Genomic DNA, 15405 nt, shown 5'->3' on the forward strand with positions numbered 1-15405 from the left:
TGCGGCCCGGCCAGGCTGTGGGCTAGGTGGCCGGCGGATCGCTCTCGAAGTGCCTGCCGCTATCGGGCGGTTCGACCGGTGGGCCCGGAGTGACGCTCGCCGGGCTGTAGGGCCGACCAGTTCGGAAGAGGGTCAGCCGGATAGCGATTCGGACCAGCCCGACGATCGGGTCGGAGGAACGGATGGCAACGCGATCCACGTGAGATCCAGAGGGATTGCTTCCAGTCCATCAGTTCTGGGCGGCCGGTCGCTCGCCGGATGGCCGCGCAACTCGCTGAATGGCCATGTAAACCTCCATCCGCTCGCGGCCCTCTTGGAAGCGTTCTCGCATGAGGTGTGTGTAGATCTCGGCAGTCAGCGTCGGGCTCTTGTGCCCCAGGCGCTGCTGGACCTCGAAGATCGTCAGCCCGGCGTCGAACATGAGCGAGGCGGCCGTGTGTCGCAGTGTCAGCCAGGTGATCCTGCGTCCCTGGGGTCCGGCGCGCTTGACCGCCTTTGCGAGGACGTCACGCGAGAAGGTGCCGCGCAGGATGTGTGTGCCCCGGTTGCTCGTGAAGAGAAAGTCCTCTCTGTCGGCGCCTGCGCAGTACAGCCGCTGGTGCCGGATGAGGCGGTCCATGACCTCCGAGGGCACGGGTACCGTCCGGGAGTCTTCCGTCTTCGACAGGGCCTCGACATAGGTGTGCGAGCCGTTCTGATTGACGACCACGCGCCCCAGCGTGAGCTCCTTGCGCAGCGGGTTCACGTCGCATATGCGAAGGCCTATGGCTTCGTTCCATCTCGGTCCGAGCCAGGCGCCCATGAAGATGAGCGCCTCGTAGCGGCCGTTCGTCCGCAGGGCGGCGTAGCGAGGGTCCGGGTCGACGAGCGCGGCCACCAGGCGGTCGACCTCTTGGGCGGTCAGGACGTCGTCGAAGCTCTTGCGCAGACTTGGAAGCTTGGGGAGGCCGATGTCGATACAAGGATCGTCGATCACGCGATCCTTTACGGCCCGCCGAAGCGGGCCGCGGAGCAGTCCGTAGCACGCGCGCACTGACTGCGGTCCCATGGAGCGCGACAACGCGGCGACCCAGTCGTCGATGTCCGACGGCTTGATGTCGCAGATCGGCCACTGACCCCAGTACGGGATCACGTGCTTGGCTGCGCGTTGGTCGTCAGTGAAGCGCCGGCTCCTGCTGATCTGGCGAGCGGCCGCCCACGGGAGGTAGTAGTCGGCGAAGGCGACCTCTCGCCTCTCGCGCGGGACGTATCGGCCCCGTCGAAGCTCCAGCTCGACCTCGGCCTTGCGATCGAGCGCCGCCTCGGGTGGCGTCCTCGCCGTTCCCCCTTGGAAGCGCTCGGTCCGCTGACGTCCGCTGCGCTCGCGGTAGCGCAGGTCCCAGCCGCCCGCCCGCCGCCGAAGGCTCGCCACATGCCCTCCAAGATGATCTTGACCACACTTTGACCACAGCCGAAGCGATACTGGCCAGTAACCAACAACACCGACCAACACGAATAACCGCAGGTCAGAGGCCATTTTGTCACACATCGAGGACGGCGACGAGAGGGCTCAGAATGCACTCTCAAGGCGGTAGCGCGGGTTCGAATCCCGTCGGGGCTACCACTGTCGCGCCGGTCCGGACGGCGCGCCCAGCGGGTCATCGACCGGGTCAGCGACTTCTCAGGGCACGTGACCGGTCACCCCGACACCTCGGCCGTCCAGAGCACCAGTCGTGTGCGGTCCGCGCGGAAGAGGTCCCGGGCGAACTCCACCGGCGTCCCGGTCGCGTCGAGCGCGACCCGGGTCACGAGCATGAGCGGGGCTCCCGGCGGTGTGCCGAGCAGCGCGCAGTCGGCGTCGCCGGCGATGACCGGTTCGAGCGTCTCGCGCAGGCGGACAGGGTGACGGCCCCAGTCCGATGCGAGCAACGCGTAGAGCGAGCCCTCGAGGTCGCGGTCGAGGAGGTCCGGGAACAGCCGGCCGGGGAACCAGGACTCCTCGAGGGCAACGGGCTCCCCGTCCGCGGAACGCACCCGGCGTACGCGCAGGGTCGAGGTGCCGGTGGACAGACCCAGGGCCTGGGCGACCTCACGCGGCGCGCGTACCCGCTCCGCCGCCAGGACCCGGGCACCGGGCGCCATGCCGCTGCGGCGCATCTGCTCGCTGAACCCGGTCACCGACGCGAGGTCGCACTCGACGACCCGGGGCGACCCGACGTAGGTGCCTCCCGCGCGGCCGAGCCGGCGGACGACCAGCCCCCTGCCCTCGAGGGAGGCCAGCGCCTGGCGCAGCGTCATCCGCGACACGCCCAGGTGCGCAGCAAGCTCTCGTTCCGGCGGCAGCCGGTCGCCGGACCGGAACGCGCCGGTCGCGAAGGCGTCGTGGAACCAGCGCTCGATCTGCTCGTGCACGGGCGCCCCGTCGCGGCTGTCGAACCGGGGCGGTGTCACCGTGCGCTGCGCCGAGCTCATTGGGTCTAGACCGTAGTGGGACTCCCCGCTACCTTGCGACCCATGGCAGCGCTGCCGCTCGACGCGGTCCTCGACCGCGTCGACGTGCTGTCCGGCCGCCCCCGCACGATCAGCGACCTCGGAGGGGGACTGACCAACACCAACCTGCGGGTCACGACGGATGACGGTGACTACGTCGTGCGGCTGTCCGCCAACACGACCGGCCTGCTCGGCATCGACCGTGACGCCGAGTACGCCAACTCGGTGCGGGCCCACGCCGCCGGCGTCGGGGCGGAGGTCGTGGCCTACCTGCCCGAGGAGCACGTCCTCGTGATCCGCTTCCTGCCCGGCCGCACGCTGGACGCCGCCGACGTCGCGCCGCGCACCGCTCGTATCGCCGCGGCGCTGCGCGCGTTGCACGCGGGGCCGTCCTTCGTGTCGGACTTCGACATGCGGACCATCCGTCGCCGCTACCTCGACGTGGTCCTGGCCGAGGGGTTCCCGATCCCGGCGGACTACCTGGACCTCGCCCCGGCGTACGAGCGTCTCGAGGACGCCCTCGCGCTGGAGCCGGAGTCGTTCGTCCCGTGCAACAACGACCTGCTCGCCGCCAACTTCATCGACGACGGCGAGCGGATCTGGATCATCGACTACGAGTACGCCGGGCAGAACGAGCCCTCCTTCGAGCTCGGCAACCTGGCGAGCGAGAACGGACTCGACGAGGCGCAGACGGCTGCGCTCGTCACGGCCTACTGGGGTGCCCCCGACGACCGGAAGGTGGCACGGGCCCTCGCCTGGGCCCTCCTCGCGCGCTACGGGTGGACGCTGTGGGCGGCCATCCAGACCGCCGTCTCGGAGATCGACTTCGACTTCGCGTCCTGGGGCATGGAGAAGTACGCCGTCGCACGCGAGGCCGGGCTCGACGGCACGCTGGACACCCTGCGGGTCCGGCTCGGAGCCCCCCGATGAGCAGCGACCTGCCCCAGCGGGCCCGCATCGTCGTCGTTGGCGGCGGTGTGGGCGGAGCGAGCATCGCCTACCACCTCGCCCAGCGCGGGGAGACCGACGTCCTCGTGCTCGAGCGCTCCGAGCTCACGTCCGGCTCCACGTTCCACTCCGCGGGCCTCGTGGGCCAGCTGCGCGGCTCTGTCGTGCTGACCCGGATGATGATGGACAGCGCCGAGCTCTACCGAAAGCTCGCCGGGGATCCCGACACCGACCCCGGCTGGATCGAGTGCGGCGGGATCCGGCTCGCCTGCAGCCCGGAGCGCATGGAGGAGCTGGAGCGTCAGGTCGGCTGGGCGGAGTCCTTCGGGCTGCCGCTGCAGCGCATCACCGCCGCCGAGGCCGAGGCCCTCTTCCCCCCGATGTCCACCGAGCGCGTCCTCGGTGCCACCTACCTCGCGACGGACGGCTACCTTGACCCGTCACGGCTCACCTACGTCCTCGCGGCCGAGGCCCGCCGGGCCGGCGTACGCATCGCGGAGCGCACGCGACTGCTCGGCATCGACGTCGTCCGCGGTGCCGTTCGGGGGGTGCGCACCGACAGGGGAGACGTGGAGTGCGAGCTCGTCGTCGATGCAGCCGGGATGTACGCGGCCGAGGTCGCCCGCCTGGTCGGCGTGCGCGTCCCCATCGTCCCGATGAGTCATCAGTACGTCGTCACGATGCCCTTCCGCGACCTGGAGCCGGGCGCACCGCGTCTCCCGACCCTGCGCGACCCTGACCTATTGGTGTACTTCCGTGAGGAGGGCGCCGGGCTGGTCATGGGCGGCTACGAGCGCGACCCCAGCCCGTTCGCCCTCGGCTCCGACGGCTTCGACGCGGTGCCGGCCGACTTCAACGGCCGGCTGCTCGCCGAAGACTGGCCTCGGCTGGAGGAGATCACCACGAACTCGGTGGTGCGGGTGCCGGCGATGGCCGACGTCGAGCTGCGTCAGGTCGTCAACGGCCCGGAGGGGTTCACCCCCGACAACGAGTTCTGTCTCGGGCCGAGCGAGGTGACGGGCTTCTGGGTCGCGGCCGGCTTCTGCGCCCATGGCATCGCCGGCGCCGGCGGGATGGGCAAGGTCATGGCCGACTGGCTGGTCGACGGCGACCCGGGGATGGATCTCTGGGAGATGGACGTGCGCCGCTTCGGGGCGCACTACGGCTCGCCGACGTACACGCTGGCCCGCGTCCTGGAGAACTACTCGACCTACTACGACATCCGCTACCCGGGTCAGGAACGTACCTCCGGACGGCCCCTTCGGATGTCCCCCGCCTATCCGTGGCACGAGGCGCACGGCGCGGTCTTCGGCGAGAAGGGCGGCTGGGAGCGGGTCAACTACTACGCCCCCCACGAGCGTCTCGGGGACGCCGGGCGCCGACCGCTGGGCTGGGCCGGTCACCTGTGGTCGCCGGCGATCGAGGCGGAGCATCGGGCGACTCGCGAGCACGTGGGGCTGTTCGACGAGACGTCGTTCGCGAAGATCGAGGTGTCCGGTCCGGACGCCGCGACGCTGCTCGAACGACTCTGCGATAACCGGGTGGCGGGCGCGGTCGGCCGTGTGACGTACACGCAGATGCTGAACCGGCGCGGTGGGGTGGAGTGCGACTTCACCGTGGCCCGACTGGGGGAGCAGGTCTTCCACATCGTCACGGGCACCGCCTTCGGCGGCCACGACCTGTCGTGGATCCGCCGGCACGCAGTCGGGGACGTCACCGTGCGCGACGTCACCTCGGCCTGGGCCTGCTACGGGATCTGGGGCCCGATGGCTCGCGACGTGCTCCAGCCACTCACTCCCCAGAGCCTGGACAACGAGGCCTTCCCCTACATGTCCGCGCGGCTGACCACGGTCGGGGGTGCGCCGGCGCGACTGCTTCGGGTCACCTTCGTCGGCGAGCTCGGCTGGGAGGTGTACGTCCCCATGGAGCACGGCGCCGCGGTCTGGCGGCTGCTCGCCGATGCCACCGACGCGGCCGGCGGCATGCCCTGCGGCTATAAGGCCATCGACTCGTTGCGCGCCGAGAAGGGGTACCGGTACTGGGGCAGCGACGTGACCGGCGACGAGACGCCGTACGAGGCCGGACTCGGCTTCTGCGTGCGCGCCGACAAGTCCTTCGTGGGCTCCGACACCCTCGACCCGGAGCCGTTGCGGCGATTGGTCTGCTTGACCCTCGACGACCCGCAGCGAGCCGTCCTCGGCAACGAGCCGGTCCGTGTCGAGGGGCGCACTGTTGGGAGGGTCACCAGCGGAGCCATCGGCCATACCGTGGACGCCTCGATCGCCTTCGCCTATCTCCCTCGGTCCGCGACCGTCCCCGGCACCCGCACCGAGGTGCTGGTGTTCGGCGAGTGGGTCGGCGCGACGGTGCGCCAGGAGCCCTTGTACGACCCGTCCGGCGAGAGGGTTCGCTCATGAGGGAGTCGACGATCTCCTCCGATCGAGCCCTGGGACACGACGAATTCCGTAGCCTCGTTGCGCCGTTCGCGTCACCCACGCAGCGGATCATGAGGCCCGTGACGACCCGGAAGGCGACGTGATGAGCATGTCGACGGCCACCCTCGACCTCGAAGGGCTGCGAACGCGCGTCGACCGCGGGGAGATCCACACCGTGGTGCTCGCGATCGTGGACATGCAGGGCCGCCTGCAGGGCAAGCGCCTGCATGCCGCCTACTTCCTCGAGGACGTCGTCGCGCACGGCACGGAGGGGTGCAACTACCTGCTCGCCGTGGACGTGGACATGAACACGGTGGACGGGTACCGGATGTCCTCGTGGGACAAGGGCTACGGGGACTTCGTCATGCATCCGGACTTCAGCACGCTGCGGGTGCTGCCCTGGCACGAGGGCACCGCCTTCCTCTTCGCCGACCTGTCCTGGGAGGACGGCAGCGACGTCCTCGCCTCGCCGCGGCAGATCCTTCGCCGGCAGACCGCCCGACTCGCCGAGCAGGGCATGGTCGCCCTCGTGGGGACCGAGCTGGAGTTCATCGTCTTCGACGACACCTACGAGTCGTTGTGGGCGACCGGCTATCGCGACCCGCACCCGTCCAACCTCTACAACGTCGACTACTCGATCCTGGGCACGTCGCGCATCGAGCCCTTGCTGCGTCGCATCCGGCTCGGCATGTCCGGTGCCGGCATGCAGGTCGAGTCGGCCAAGGGCGAGTGCAACCTGGGCCAGCACGAGATCGCCTTCAAGTACGCCGAGGCGCTGCGAACCTGCGACAACCACTCGCTGTACAAGACCGGGTCGAAGGAGATCGCCGCCCAGGAGGGCCAGGCAATCACCTTCATGGCGAAGTTCAACGAGCGCGAGGGCAACTCCTGCCACATCCATCTCTCGTTCCGCTCCGGCGATGGTGACCCCGTCCTCGCCGGCGAGGGCCACCACGACGAAGGGCTGTCCTCGGTCGGGAAGGCGTTCGTCGCCGGACAGCTCGCTCACCTCGAGGAGCTGACCCTCTTCCTCGCCCCCAACATCAACTCCTACAAGCGCTACGTCGAGGGATCCTTCGCCCCGACCGCGGTGAAGTGGGGCCGCGACAACCGCACCTGCGCGTTCCGCCTGGTCGGCCACGGACCGTCGCTGCGACTGGAGTGCCGGGTGCCTGGTGGCGACGTGAACCCTTACCTCGCGGTAGCGGGTCTCGTCGCCGCAGGGTTGGACGGCATCGAGCGCGACCTCGAGCTCGAGGCGCCATACTCCGGCAACGCCTACCTCGCCGGCGAGCGTCGCGTCCCCGAGTCCCTGTCAGATGCGCTCGCCCTGTGGGAGGGCAGCACGTGGGTACGCGAGGTCTTCGGCGAGGAGGTCCACGAGCACTACGCCAACATGGCGCGGGTCGAGCTCGCCGCCTTCAACCGTGCAGTCACCGACTGGGAGCGATTGCGGGGGTTCGAGCGGCTGTGACGACCACCCACGACGTGCTCAACCCGGCGACCGAGGAGGTCGTCGCCACCGTCCATCTCGCGGACGTCGAGGAGACCGACCACGCCATCGGGCGGGCGAGCCGAGCGTTCCAGACCTGGCGCGCGGTGGCACCCGCTGACCGCGGGCGCCTGCTGCGCCGCTTCGCCGAGGCGGTCGACGCCGCTCGCGAGGAGCTCGCGTGGCTCGAGGTCCGCGGCGCGGGCCACACCGTCGGCAACGCTCGCTGGGAGGCCGGCAACGTCCGCGACGTGCTCGCCTACTACAGCGCGGCGCCCGAGCGCCTGTTCGGACGCCAGATCCCGGTGGGCGGGGGGGTCGACCTGACCTTCAAGGAACCGCTCGGCGTGGTCGGCGTCATCGTGCCCTGGAACTTCCCGATGCCCATCGCGGGCTGGGGGTTCGCCCCCGCCCTGGCCGCGGGCAACACCGTGGTCCTCAAGCCCGCCGAGCTCACGCCGCTGACCGCGGTGCGACTCGGGGAGCTCGCCCTCGAGGCCGGCCTCCCGGAGGACGTCTTCACCGTGCTGCCGGGCAAGGGCTCGGTCGTCGGCGAACGCTTCGTGACGCACCCCGACGTACGCAAGATCGTCTTCACCGGGTCGACCAAGGTCGGCAAGCGCGTCATGCGCGGCTGCGCGGACCGCGTGAAGCGCGTGACGCTGGAGCTCGGCGGCAAGAGCGCCAACATCGTGTTCGCGGACGCCGACCTCGAGCGGGCGGCCGCGACCGCGCCCTCGGCGGTGTTCGACAACGCCGGGCAGGACTGCTGCGCCCGCTCACGCATCCTCGTCCAGGCATCCGTCTACGACCGCTTCCTCGAGCTGCTCGAACCCGCCGTCGCGGCCGTCCGCGTCGAGGACCCGTCCCGGGAGACCGCCGAGATGGGACCGCTGATCTCCGCCGAGCAGCGGGAGGTCGTCGCGTCGTTCGTACCGGCGCACGCCCCGGTGGCCTTTCGTGGCAGCGCCCCCGACGGTCCCGGTTTCTGGTACCCCCCGACGGTGCTGGCGCCGGTGTCCCCCGCCGACCGGGCTTACCGCGAGGAGATCTTCGGACCAGTCGTGGTGGTCCTTCCCTTCGAGGACGAGGCCGAAGCCGTGCGCCTGGCCAACGACACCGAGTACGGCCTCTCCGGATCGCTGTGGACGCGCGACCTGGGCCGGGCGCTTCGCCTGGCCAGGGCGGTCGAGACCGGGACGCTGTCGGTGAACAGCCACTCCTCGGTGCGCTACAGCACCCCCTTCGGCGGGGTGAAGCAGTCCGGTCTGGGTCGTGAGCTCGGGCCGGACGCCCTGGACGCCTTCACCGACACCAAGAACGTCTTCATCGCGACGGAGGACTGAACGCATGGACCGTCTGCAGGACCGCGTGGCCGTGGTGACCGGGGGTGGCGGCGGCATCGGCGCCGCCACCGCCCGCCGCTTCGCCAGCGAGGGCGCGAAGGTCGTCGTCGTGGACCTGGCCGACGACGCCGGGAGTGCTGTCGCGGGCGACATCGGCGGGACCTACGTCCATGCGGACGTCACCTCGGCCGAGGACGTGGAGCGGGTCTTCGCGACGGCGTACGAGACCTACGGCTCGGTCGACATCGCCTTCAACAACGCCGGCATCTCCCCACCGGACGACGACTCGATCCTGGTGACCGGACTCGACGCCTGGGAGCGGGTGATCCGGGTCAACACCACGTCGGTCTACCTGTGCTGCAAGGCGGTGCTGCCCTACATGCAGCGGCAGGGAAAGGGATCGATCATCAACACAGCCTCCTTCGTGGCCGTGATGGGCGCCGCCACCTCCCAGATCGCCTACACCGCGAGCAAGGGCGGCGTGCTGGCGATGAGCCGCGAGCTGGGGGTGCAGTTCGCCCGCGAGGGCATCAGGGTCAACGCCTTGTGCCCCGGGCCGGTCGATACCCCGCTGCTGCGGGAGCTGTTCGCCAAGGACCCCGAACGGGCCGCCCGGCGGCTCGTGCACGTCCCGATGGGGCGCTTCGCCGATGCCGAGGAGATCGCCGCCGCGGTGGCCTTCCTGGCCAGCGACGACGCCTCCTTCGTGACGGCGTCGACCTTCCTCGTCGACGGCGGCATCTCGGGGGCCTACGTCACACCGCTCTAGTCCGCACCACCATTGAATCCCAGCAGCAACGGGGACTTCCTAGGAGGGAACGTCAGTGCCAGAAGGATTCATCCTGAACGAGGACGAGCAGCGGCTCGCCGAACTCGGGTACAAGCAGGAACTCAACCGAACCTGGTCCGGGTTCTCCAACTTCGCCATCTCCTTCTCGATCATCTCCATCCTCGCCGGCTGCTTCACCACGTTCGCCGTCGGATGGAACAACGGCGGTCCTGCGGCCATCGCGATCGGCTGGCCCATCATCGCGGCCTTCATCCTGGTCATCGGGCTCTGCATGTCCGAGCTGGTCTCCGCCTTCCCGACCTCGGGGGGCATCTACTGGTGGGCGTCCAGGCTCGGGGGCGCACGAGCCGGGTTCTACACCGGCTGGCTCAACCTGATCGGGCTGCTGGCCATCGAGGCGTCCGTCGCCTATGGCGTCGCGACCTTCTTCGACCTCACCCTGGACACCTACAGCAAGTCGTGGGCAGCCCACTACTCACTGACCAGGGTCTTCGTGATCTTCATCGTCGTGCTCATCCTGGTGTCGCTGGTGAACATCTTCAGCAGTCATCTGCTGGCGATCTTCAACAACATCTCGGTGTGGTGGCACGTCCTGGGAGCTTCGGCGGTCGTCCTGATCCTCCTGTTCATCCCCAACCACCACCAGAGCGTCCACGACGTCTTCACGACCACGGTGAACAACACCGGGTTCTTCGGAGGGAGCACGTCGGGCTGGGGCTTCGTCTTCTACGTGCTGCCACTCAGCGTGATCCTCACGCAGTACACGATCACTGGGTACGACGCATCTGCCCACCTTTCCGAGGAGACGCACAGCGCCGCGGACTCTGCAGCGAAGGGCATCTGGCGGTCGATCTTCTACTCGGCGATCGGTGGCTGGATCCTGTTGCTGGCATTCCTCTTCGCCGTGCAGGACGTCGACGGCGTCACCAAGGCTGGTGGAGGCGTCGTCACGATCTTCACACAGGCCCTCAGCACCAACTGGGCGAGCACGGTTCTGGCGATCTCGACGATCGGACAGTTCTTCTGCACCGTCGCGTGCATGACCAGCTGCACGCGGATGATGTTCGCGTTCAGCCGGGACGGGGCGGTGCCGGGCCACCGGCACTGGCGCAAGCTCAACGCGGCGAAGGTGCCGTTCAACGCGGTCATCCTCACGGCCATCATCTCCGTGATCATCACCGCCCCGGCCCTGCTGAAGGTCGACATCAACGGGGCGCCCGTTCCGGTCGCCTTCTTCGCGGTCGTGACCATCGGCGTCGTCGGCCTGTACGTGGCGTTCGCGATCCCGATCTACTACCGCTGGCGCGCGGGTGACAGCTTTGTGCAAGGCTCGTGGAACTTGGGCAACAAGTGGAAGTGGATGGCGCCCATCGCCGTGGCTGAGATCCTGATCTCGAGCATCATCGCGCTTCTCCCGGGGTCTCCGGCAGCGGTGCCGTGGAACTCGTCCTTCGCCTGGCGCTACGTGAACTACACCCCGATCGTCGTCTTCGGGGTTCTCATCGCCATCACCATCTGGTGGCAGGTGTCGGCGAAGAACTGGTTCAGCGGACCCAAGTCCACGATCGACCTACCCGAAGGAGTGGTCGACGCGGAGTAGTGCTCCGTGCAACGTGTCGCCCGGCCGTCCTGCCTCTTCCCTCCTGAGGTCAGGACGGCCGGGACGCTGGCGTCCGCCGCCCCACCCCGTTCTTCTCCCAGAAGTGGGGCGGGAGCCGTCAGGACCTCCCGGGGCTACCGGGTGGCTGCGTCGACGAGCGCCTCGAACAGGCGCGGGTCGTCCCTGACCTCGGGATGCCAGAGCACCCCGAGGGCGAAGCACCGGTTCGGGTCCTCGACCGCCTCGACCGAGCCGTCGTCGGCGTGGCCGCTGATGGTCAGTCGGCCCGCATCGTCGACCCCCTGGTGGTGCGACGAGCTGACCACGACGCGGTCACCCAGAACCTGATGGAGGCGGGTGCCCGGGGTGAGGGACACGCAGTGCTCTCCGTAGGTCCCAGGAGCTGGGCGGTGCTCCTCGTGACCGACCAGGTCCGGCAGGTGCTGGTGCAGCCGTCCGCCTGAGGCGACGACCATCACTTGGAGCCCGCGGCAGATGCCCAGCGTCGGCAGATCGCGATGTGCTGAGGCCTCGGCGAGCCGGAGCTCGCTGGCGTCGCGGTCGGGGCGCAGCCCCGTCGTCTCGGGCCGGATCTCCGCGCCGTAGCGAGCTGGGTCGATGTCGGCGCCTCCCGCGAGGATCAGTCCGTCGAGCCGGTCGAGCACCTCGTCCGCGTACGCGAGGCCGGGCGGGATGAGGACCGGGAGCGCCCCGGCCCGTACGACGTGCTGCACGTAAGCGTCGGGGACGAGGACGGCGTCGACGTCCCACGGCCCCCACCGGGCGCGCTCACGATAGGCGGAGATCCCGATGACCGGCCGGCTCATGGGCGCTTCAGCGCCTCGGTCAGCTTGGCCGCGGCCGCCATCACGGCGGGCGCGTGCAGCCTGCCGGGAGTTCGCGTAAGTCGTTCGATCGGGCCGCTCACGCTGACCGCGGCGACGACCCGGCCGCCCGGGCCGCGCACCGGCGCTGACACCGACGCGACCCCGGGCTCGCGCTCGGCGACGCTCTGCGCCCATCCACGTCGCCGTACGCCCGCGAGGATGGTGGCCGTGAAGCGGGCCCCGCGCAGCCCTCGGTGCAGGCGCTCCGGCTCCTCCCAGGCGAGCAGCACCTGCGCGGCCGACCCGGCGCCCATCGAGAGCACCGATCCCACCGGCACCGTGTCGCGCAGACCGCTCAGGCGCTCGGCGGCGGCGACGCAGATCCGCTCGTCGCCCTGGCGACGGTAGAGCTGAGCGCTCTCGCCGGTGAGGTCGCGCAGGGTGGCGAGCACCGGCCCCGCCGCGGCCTGCAGACGATCCTCCCCGGCGGCGGCGGCGAGCTCGGCGAGCCGGGGACCGAGGACGAAGCGGCCTTGCAGGTCACGCCCCACCAGGCGGTGGTACTCCAGCGCGACCGCGAGCCGGTGCGCGGTGGGCCGGGCGAGCCCGGTCGCCTGCACCAGGCCGGCGAGGGTGAGCGGGCCGCTCTCGAGCGCCGACAGGACGGCCGCCGCCTTGTCCAGGACGCCGACTCCGCTAGAGTTGTCCATGGTCTGATATTGCCGTCTCGACATACGAGACGCAAGAGTCCGCGGGGAACGAGGCAGCCATGGGACGCACGCTCGCCGAGAAGGTATGGGACGCACACGTCGTACGGCACGCGGAGGGCGAGCCCGACCTGCTCTACATCGACCTCCACCTCGTGCACGAGGTGACCAGCCCGCAGGCCTTCGACGGCCTTCGCGCGGCGGGTCGGCCGGTCCGCCGCCCCGACCTCACGCTCGCGACGGAGGACCACAACGTCCCCACGGTCGACATCGACCAGCCCATCGCGGACCCGGTCTCACGGGCACAGGTGGACGCCCTGCGGGCGAACTGCGCGCAGTTCGGTGTCCCGATCTACTCGCTGGGCAGTCCCGAGCAGGGCATCGTTCATGTGGTCGGCCCGCAGCTCGGGCTGACCCAGCCGGGGATGACAGTCGTCTGCGGCGACAGCCACACCTCGACCCACGGTGCCTTCGGCGCCCTGGCCTTCGGGATCGGCACCAGCGAGGTCGAGCACGTCCTCGCCACCCAGACCCTGCCGCTGCAGCCGTTCAAGACCATGGCGGTGACCGTCCGGGGTCGACTGCCGCTCGGGGTCGCGGCCAAGGACCTGATCCTGGCCGTCATCGCTCGCATCGGCACCGGTGGCGGGCAGGGGCACGTCATCGAGTATCGGGGCGAAGCCATCCGGGCCCTGTCCATGGAGGCCCGGATGACGATCTGCAACATGTCGATCGAGGCGGGTGCACGGGCCGGGATGATCGCGCCCGACGAGACGACCTTCGCCTACCTCGAGGGCCGCCCGCATGCGCCGCACGGGGAGGACTGGGACGCGGCGCTGTCGTACTGGCGCAGCCTCGCGACCGACGCGGACGCCGACTTCGACACCGAGGTCGTCATCGACGCCGAGGAGCTCTCGCCGTTCGTCACCTGGGGTACCAACCCAGGCCAGGGGGTCCCCCTGTCCGGCAGCGTGCCCGCGCCCGATGAGTTCCACGACCCGGGGGCGCGCGCTGCCGCCGAGCGTGCCCTCGCCTACATGGACCTCACGCCGGGCACGAAGATGCGTGACATCGCGGTCGACACCGTGTTCCTCGGGTCGTGCACCAACGGCCGTCTCGAGGACCTGCGCTCGGCCGCCGAGGTGCTCCGCGGGCGGCACGTCGCCGCCGGGGTGCGGATGCTCGTCGTCCCGGGCTCGGTGCGGGTCCGCCTGGCGGCCGAGGCGGAGGGCCTGGACCGGGTCTTCACCGCGGCTGGGGCCGAGTGGCGGCAGGCGGGGTGCTCGATGTGTCTTGGCATGAACCCCGACCAGCTCGCCCCCGGTGAGCGGAGCGCGTCGACGTCGAACCGCAACTTCGAGGGGCGCCAGGGCAAGGGCGGGCGGACCCATCTCGTGTCGCCACAGGTGGCCGCGGCGACCGCCGTGGTCGGCCGGCTGGCCTCGCCTGCCGACCTGAGCTGAGGACACGGACAACACGAGACGGAAGACGAGACGGAAGACGAGGCGGACGATGGAAGCCTTCACCCAGCACACCGGCACGGCGTTGCCGCTGCGTCGCAGCGACGTCGACACCGACCAGATCATCCCGGCGGTCTACCTCAAGCGCATCACCCGTCACGGATTCGAGGACGCGTTGTTCGCGGCCTGGCGGCAGGACCCGGCCTTCGTCCTCAACGATCCCGCCTACGCGGGCGCCTCGATCCTCATCGCCGGACCCAACTTCGGGACCGGATCGTCGCGCGAGCACGCGGTGTGGGCGCTGTCCGACTACGGCTTCCGCGTCGTCCTCTCCCCACGCTTCGCGGACATCTTCCGGGGAAACTCGGGCAAGAACGGTCTGCTCACCGCTGTCCTTCCCCAGCCGGCGGTGGAGCGGCTGTGGGACCTGGTCGAGGCGGAGCCGTCCCTCCCGGTCACCGTCGACCTGCAGGCGCGAGAGGTCCGCGCCGGTGACCTGGTCAGTGCTTTCGACGTCGACGACTACACCCGTTGGCGGCTGCTCGAGGGCCTCGACGACATCGGTATCACCTTGCAGGCGGCCGACGCGATCGACGCCTTCGAGGGCCGCCGACCGGCCTTCCTGCCGACCACGCAAGGGGTCTGAGCCGTTCACAAGCCAGAAATGCTTGCGACACAACAGACTTCGTGTGCTCTTGGTCATTGCTACCGGCCCGCGATGCGTCTAACGTCCGTTGCCGAGTCGAGCGAGGGGCTCGACGACTCGAACTCCTCGAAGGGGACGTTGTGAACAAGAGCGATCTGATCGACAGTCTCGCCGACAAGCTCGGCGGACGTAAGGCCGCACAGGAGGCCGTGGACGGAGTCGTCGACACGATCACCCGCGCGGTGGCCGCCGGCGAGCGCGTCGTCATCACCGGTTTCGGCGCCTTCGAGAAGGTCGAGCGGGCGGCCCGTACCGCGCGCAACCCGCGCACCGGTGCTGTGGTCAAGGTGAAGAAGTCTTTCGCCCCCCGGTTCAAGCCGGGCGCCGAGCTGAAGGCCTACGTCTCCGGCGCCAAGAAGTTCGCCAAGGAGGCGCCGGCCAAGGCCGCCTCCGCTGCGTCGAAGGCCGCCGCCCCGGCCAAGAAGGCCACGACCCGCGCCGCATCGGCGACCAAGGCCGCCGCCAAGAAGGCGCCGGCGGCCGCGAAGAAGGCGCCGGCCAAGAAGGCCCCCGCGGCCAAGAAGGCGCCCGCCAAGAAGGCCCCCGCGGCCAAGAAGGCGCCGGCAAAGAAGGCCCCCGCCAAGAAGGCCTGACACCAGCGACGCTGACGAGGCCCCGAGCACGG

Annotated in this window: 13 protein-coding genes; 9 read left to right on the forward strand and 4 right to left on the reverse strand. The window is 69.9% G+C overall.

The features are described 5' to 3' along the window. Positions 1-229 precede the first annotated feature (229 nt). Together VMI11_05780 and VMI11_05785 are read right to left on the reverse strand one after the other, a co-directional pair. Complete coding sequence (locus tag VMI11_05780) at positions 230-1411, reverse strand: tyrosine-type recombinase/integrase (GenBank protein ID HTY71919.1); 1182 nt, start codon at positions 1409-1411, stop codon at positions 230-232. Positions 1412-1677: 266 nt separating this feature from the next. Continuing rightward, on the reverse strand, positions 1678-2451 hold the full coding sequence (locus tag VMI11_05785) for a GntR family transcriptional regulator (GenBank protein HTY71920.1): 774 nt from the start codon (positions 2449-2451) through the stop codon (positions 1678-1680). Positions 2452-2493: 42 nt separating this feature from the next. On the opposite strand from VMI11_05785, the gene VMI11_05790 reads away from it, so the two are divergent. The 6 genes from VMI11_05790 to VMI11_05815 all read left to right on the forward strand — a co-directional run bounded on the left by VMI11_05790 (position 2494) and on the right by VMI11_05815 (position 11080). Beyond that, positions 2494-3399, forward strand: coding sequence for a phosphotransferase (locus VMI11_05790; GenBank protein ID HTY71921.1), 906 nt, complete (start codon positions 2494-2496; stop codon positions 3397-3399). Further along, positions 3396-5834: an FAD-dependent oxidoreductase gene (locus VMI11_05795; GenBank protein HTY71922.1), complete on the forward strand. Its 2439-nt coding sequence runs from the start codon at positions 3396-3398 to the stop codon at positions 5832-5834. The genes VMI11_05790 and VMI11_05795 overlap by 4 nt, the downstream gene beginning before the upstream one ends. A 121-nt stretch (positions 5835-5955) precedes the next feature. After that, positions 5956-7326, forward strand: coding sequence for a glutamine synthetase family protein (locus VMI11_05800; protein HTY71923.1), 1371 nt, complete (start codon positions 5956-5958; stop codon positions 7324-7326). Then, positions 7323-8690 carry an aldehyde dehydrogenase family protein gene (locus tag VMI11_05805; protein ID HTY71924.1) on the forward strand — a complete coding sequence of 456 codons (1368 nt, stop codon included), beginning with the start codon at positions 7323-7325 and terminating at the stop codon, positions 8688-8690. Before VMI11_05800 ends, VMI11_05805 begins: the two co-directional genes overlap by 4 nt. 4 nt (positions 8691-8694) lie before the next feature. Then, the gene (locus tag VMI11_05810) at positions 8695-9459 is read left to right on the forward strand and encodes a 3-oxoacyl-ACP reductase (GenBank protein ID HTY71925.1); all 765 of its coding nucleotides are present in this window, start codon (positions 8695-8697) and stop codon (positions 9457-9459) included. 55 nt (positions 9460-9514) lie between these two features. After that, a complete protein-coding gene (locus tag VMI11_05815; protein ID HTY71926.1) occupies positions 9515-11080 on the forward strand; it encodes an amino acid permease in 1566 nt (521 codons plus the stop codon). 134 nt (positions 11081-11214) lie between these two features. Here VMI11_05815 and VMI11_05820 read toward each other — a convergent pair whose 3' ends face one another. Beyond that, positions 11215-11907, reverse strand: coding sequence for a gamma-glutamyl-gamma-aminobutyrate hydrolase family protein (locus tag VMI11_05820; protein HTY71927.1), 693 nt, complete (start codon positions 11905-11907; stop codon positions 11215-11217). Beyond that, entirely contained in the window at positions 11904-12617 is a 714-nt protein-coding gene (locus VMI11_05825) for an IclR family transcriptional regulator (protein HTY71928.1), read from the reverse strand. The genes VMI11_05820 and VMI11_05825 overlap by 4 nt, the downstream gene beginning before the upstream one ends. A 59-nt stretch (positions 12618-12676) precedes the next feature. Here VMI11_05825 and leuC point away from each other — a divergent pair, with 59 nt between their 5' ends. The 3 genes from leuC to VMI11_05840 all read left to right on the forward strand — a co-directional run bounded on the left by leuC (position 12677) and on the right by VMI11_05840 (position 15373). Then, positions 12677-14077 carry a 3-isopropylmalate dehydratase large subunit gene (leuC, locus tag VMI11_05830; GenBank protein HTY71929.1) on the forward strand — a complete coding sequence of 467 codons (1401 nt, stop codon included), beginning with the start codon at positions 12677-12679 and terminating at the stop codon, positions 14075-14077. 49 nt (positions 14078-14126) lie between these two features. After that, entirely contained in the window at positions 14127-14720 is a 594-nt protein-coding gene (gene leuD / locus VMI11_05835; GenBank protein ID HTY71930.1) for a 3-isopropylmalate dehydratase small subunit, read from the forward strand. A 140-nt stretch (positions 14721-14860) separates the two neighbouring features. After that, on the forward strand, positions 14861-15373 hold the full coding sequence (locus VMI11_05840; protein HTY71931.1) for an HU family DNA-binding protein: 513 nt from the start codon (positions 14861-14863) through the stop codon (positions 15371-15373). Positions 15374-15405 lie beyond the last annotated feature (32 nt).

The sequence above is a fragment of the Actinomycetes bacterium genome, assembly GCA_035506535.1.
Classification (GTDB): domain Bacteria; phylum Actinomycetota; class Actinomycetes; order DATJPE01; family DATJPE01; genus DATJPE01.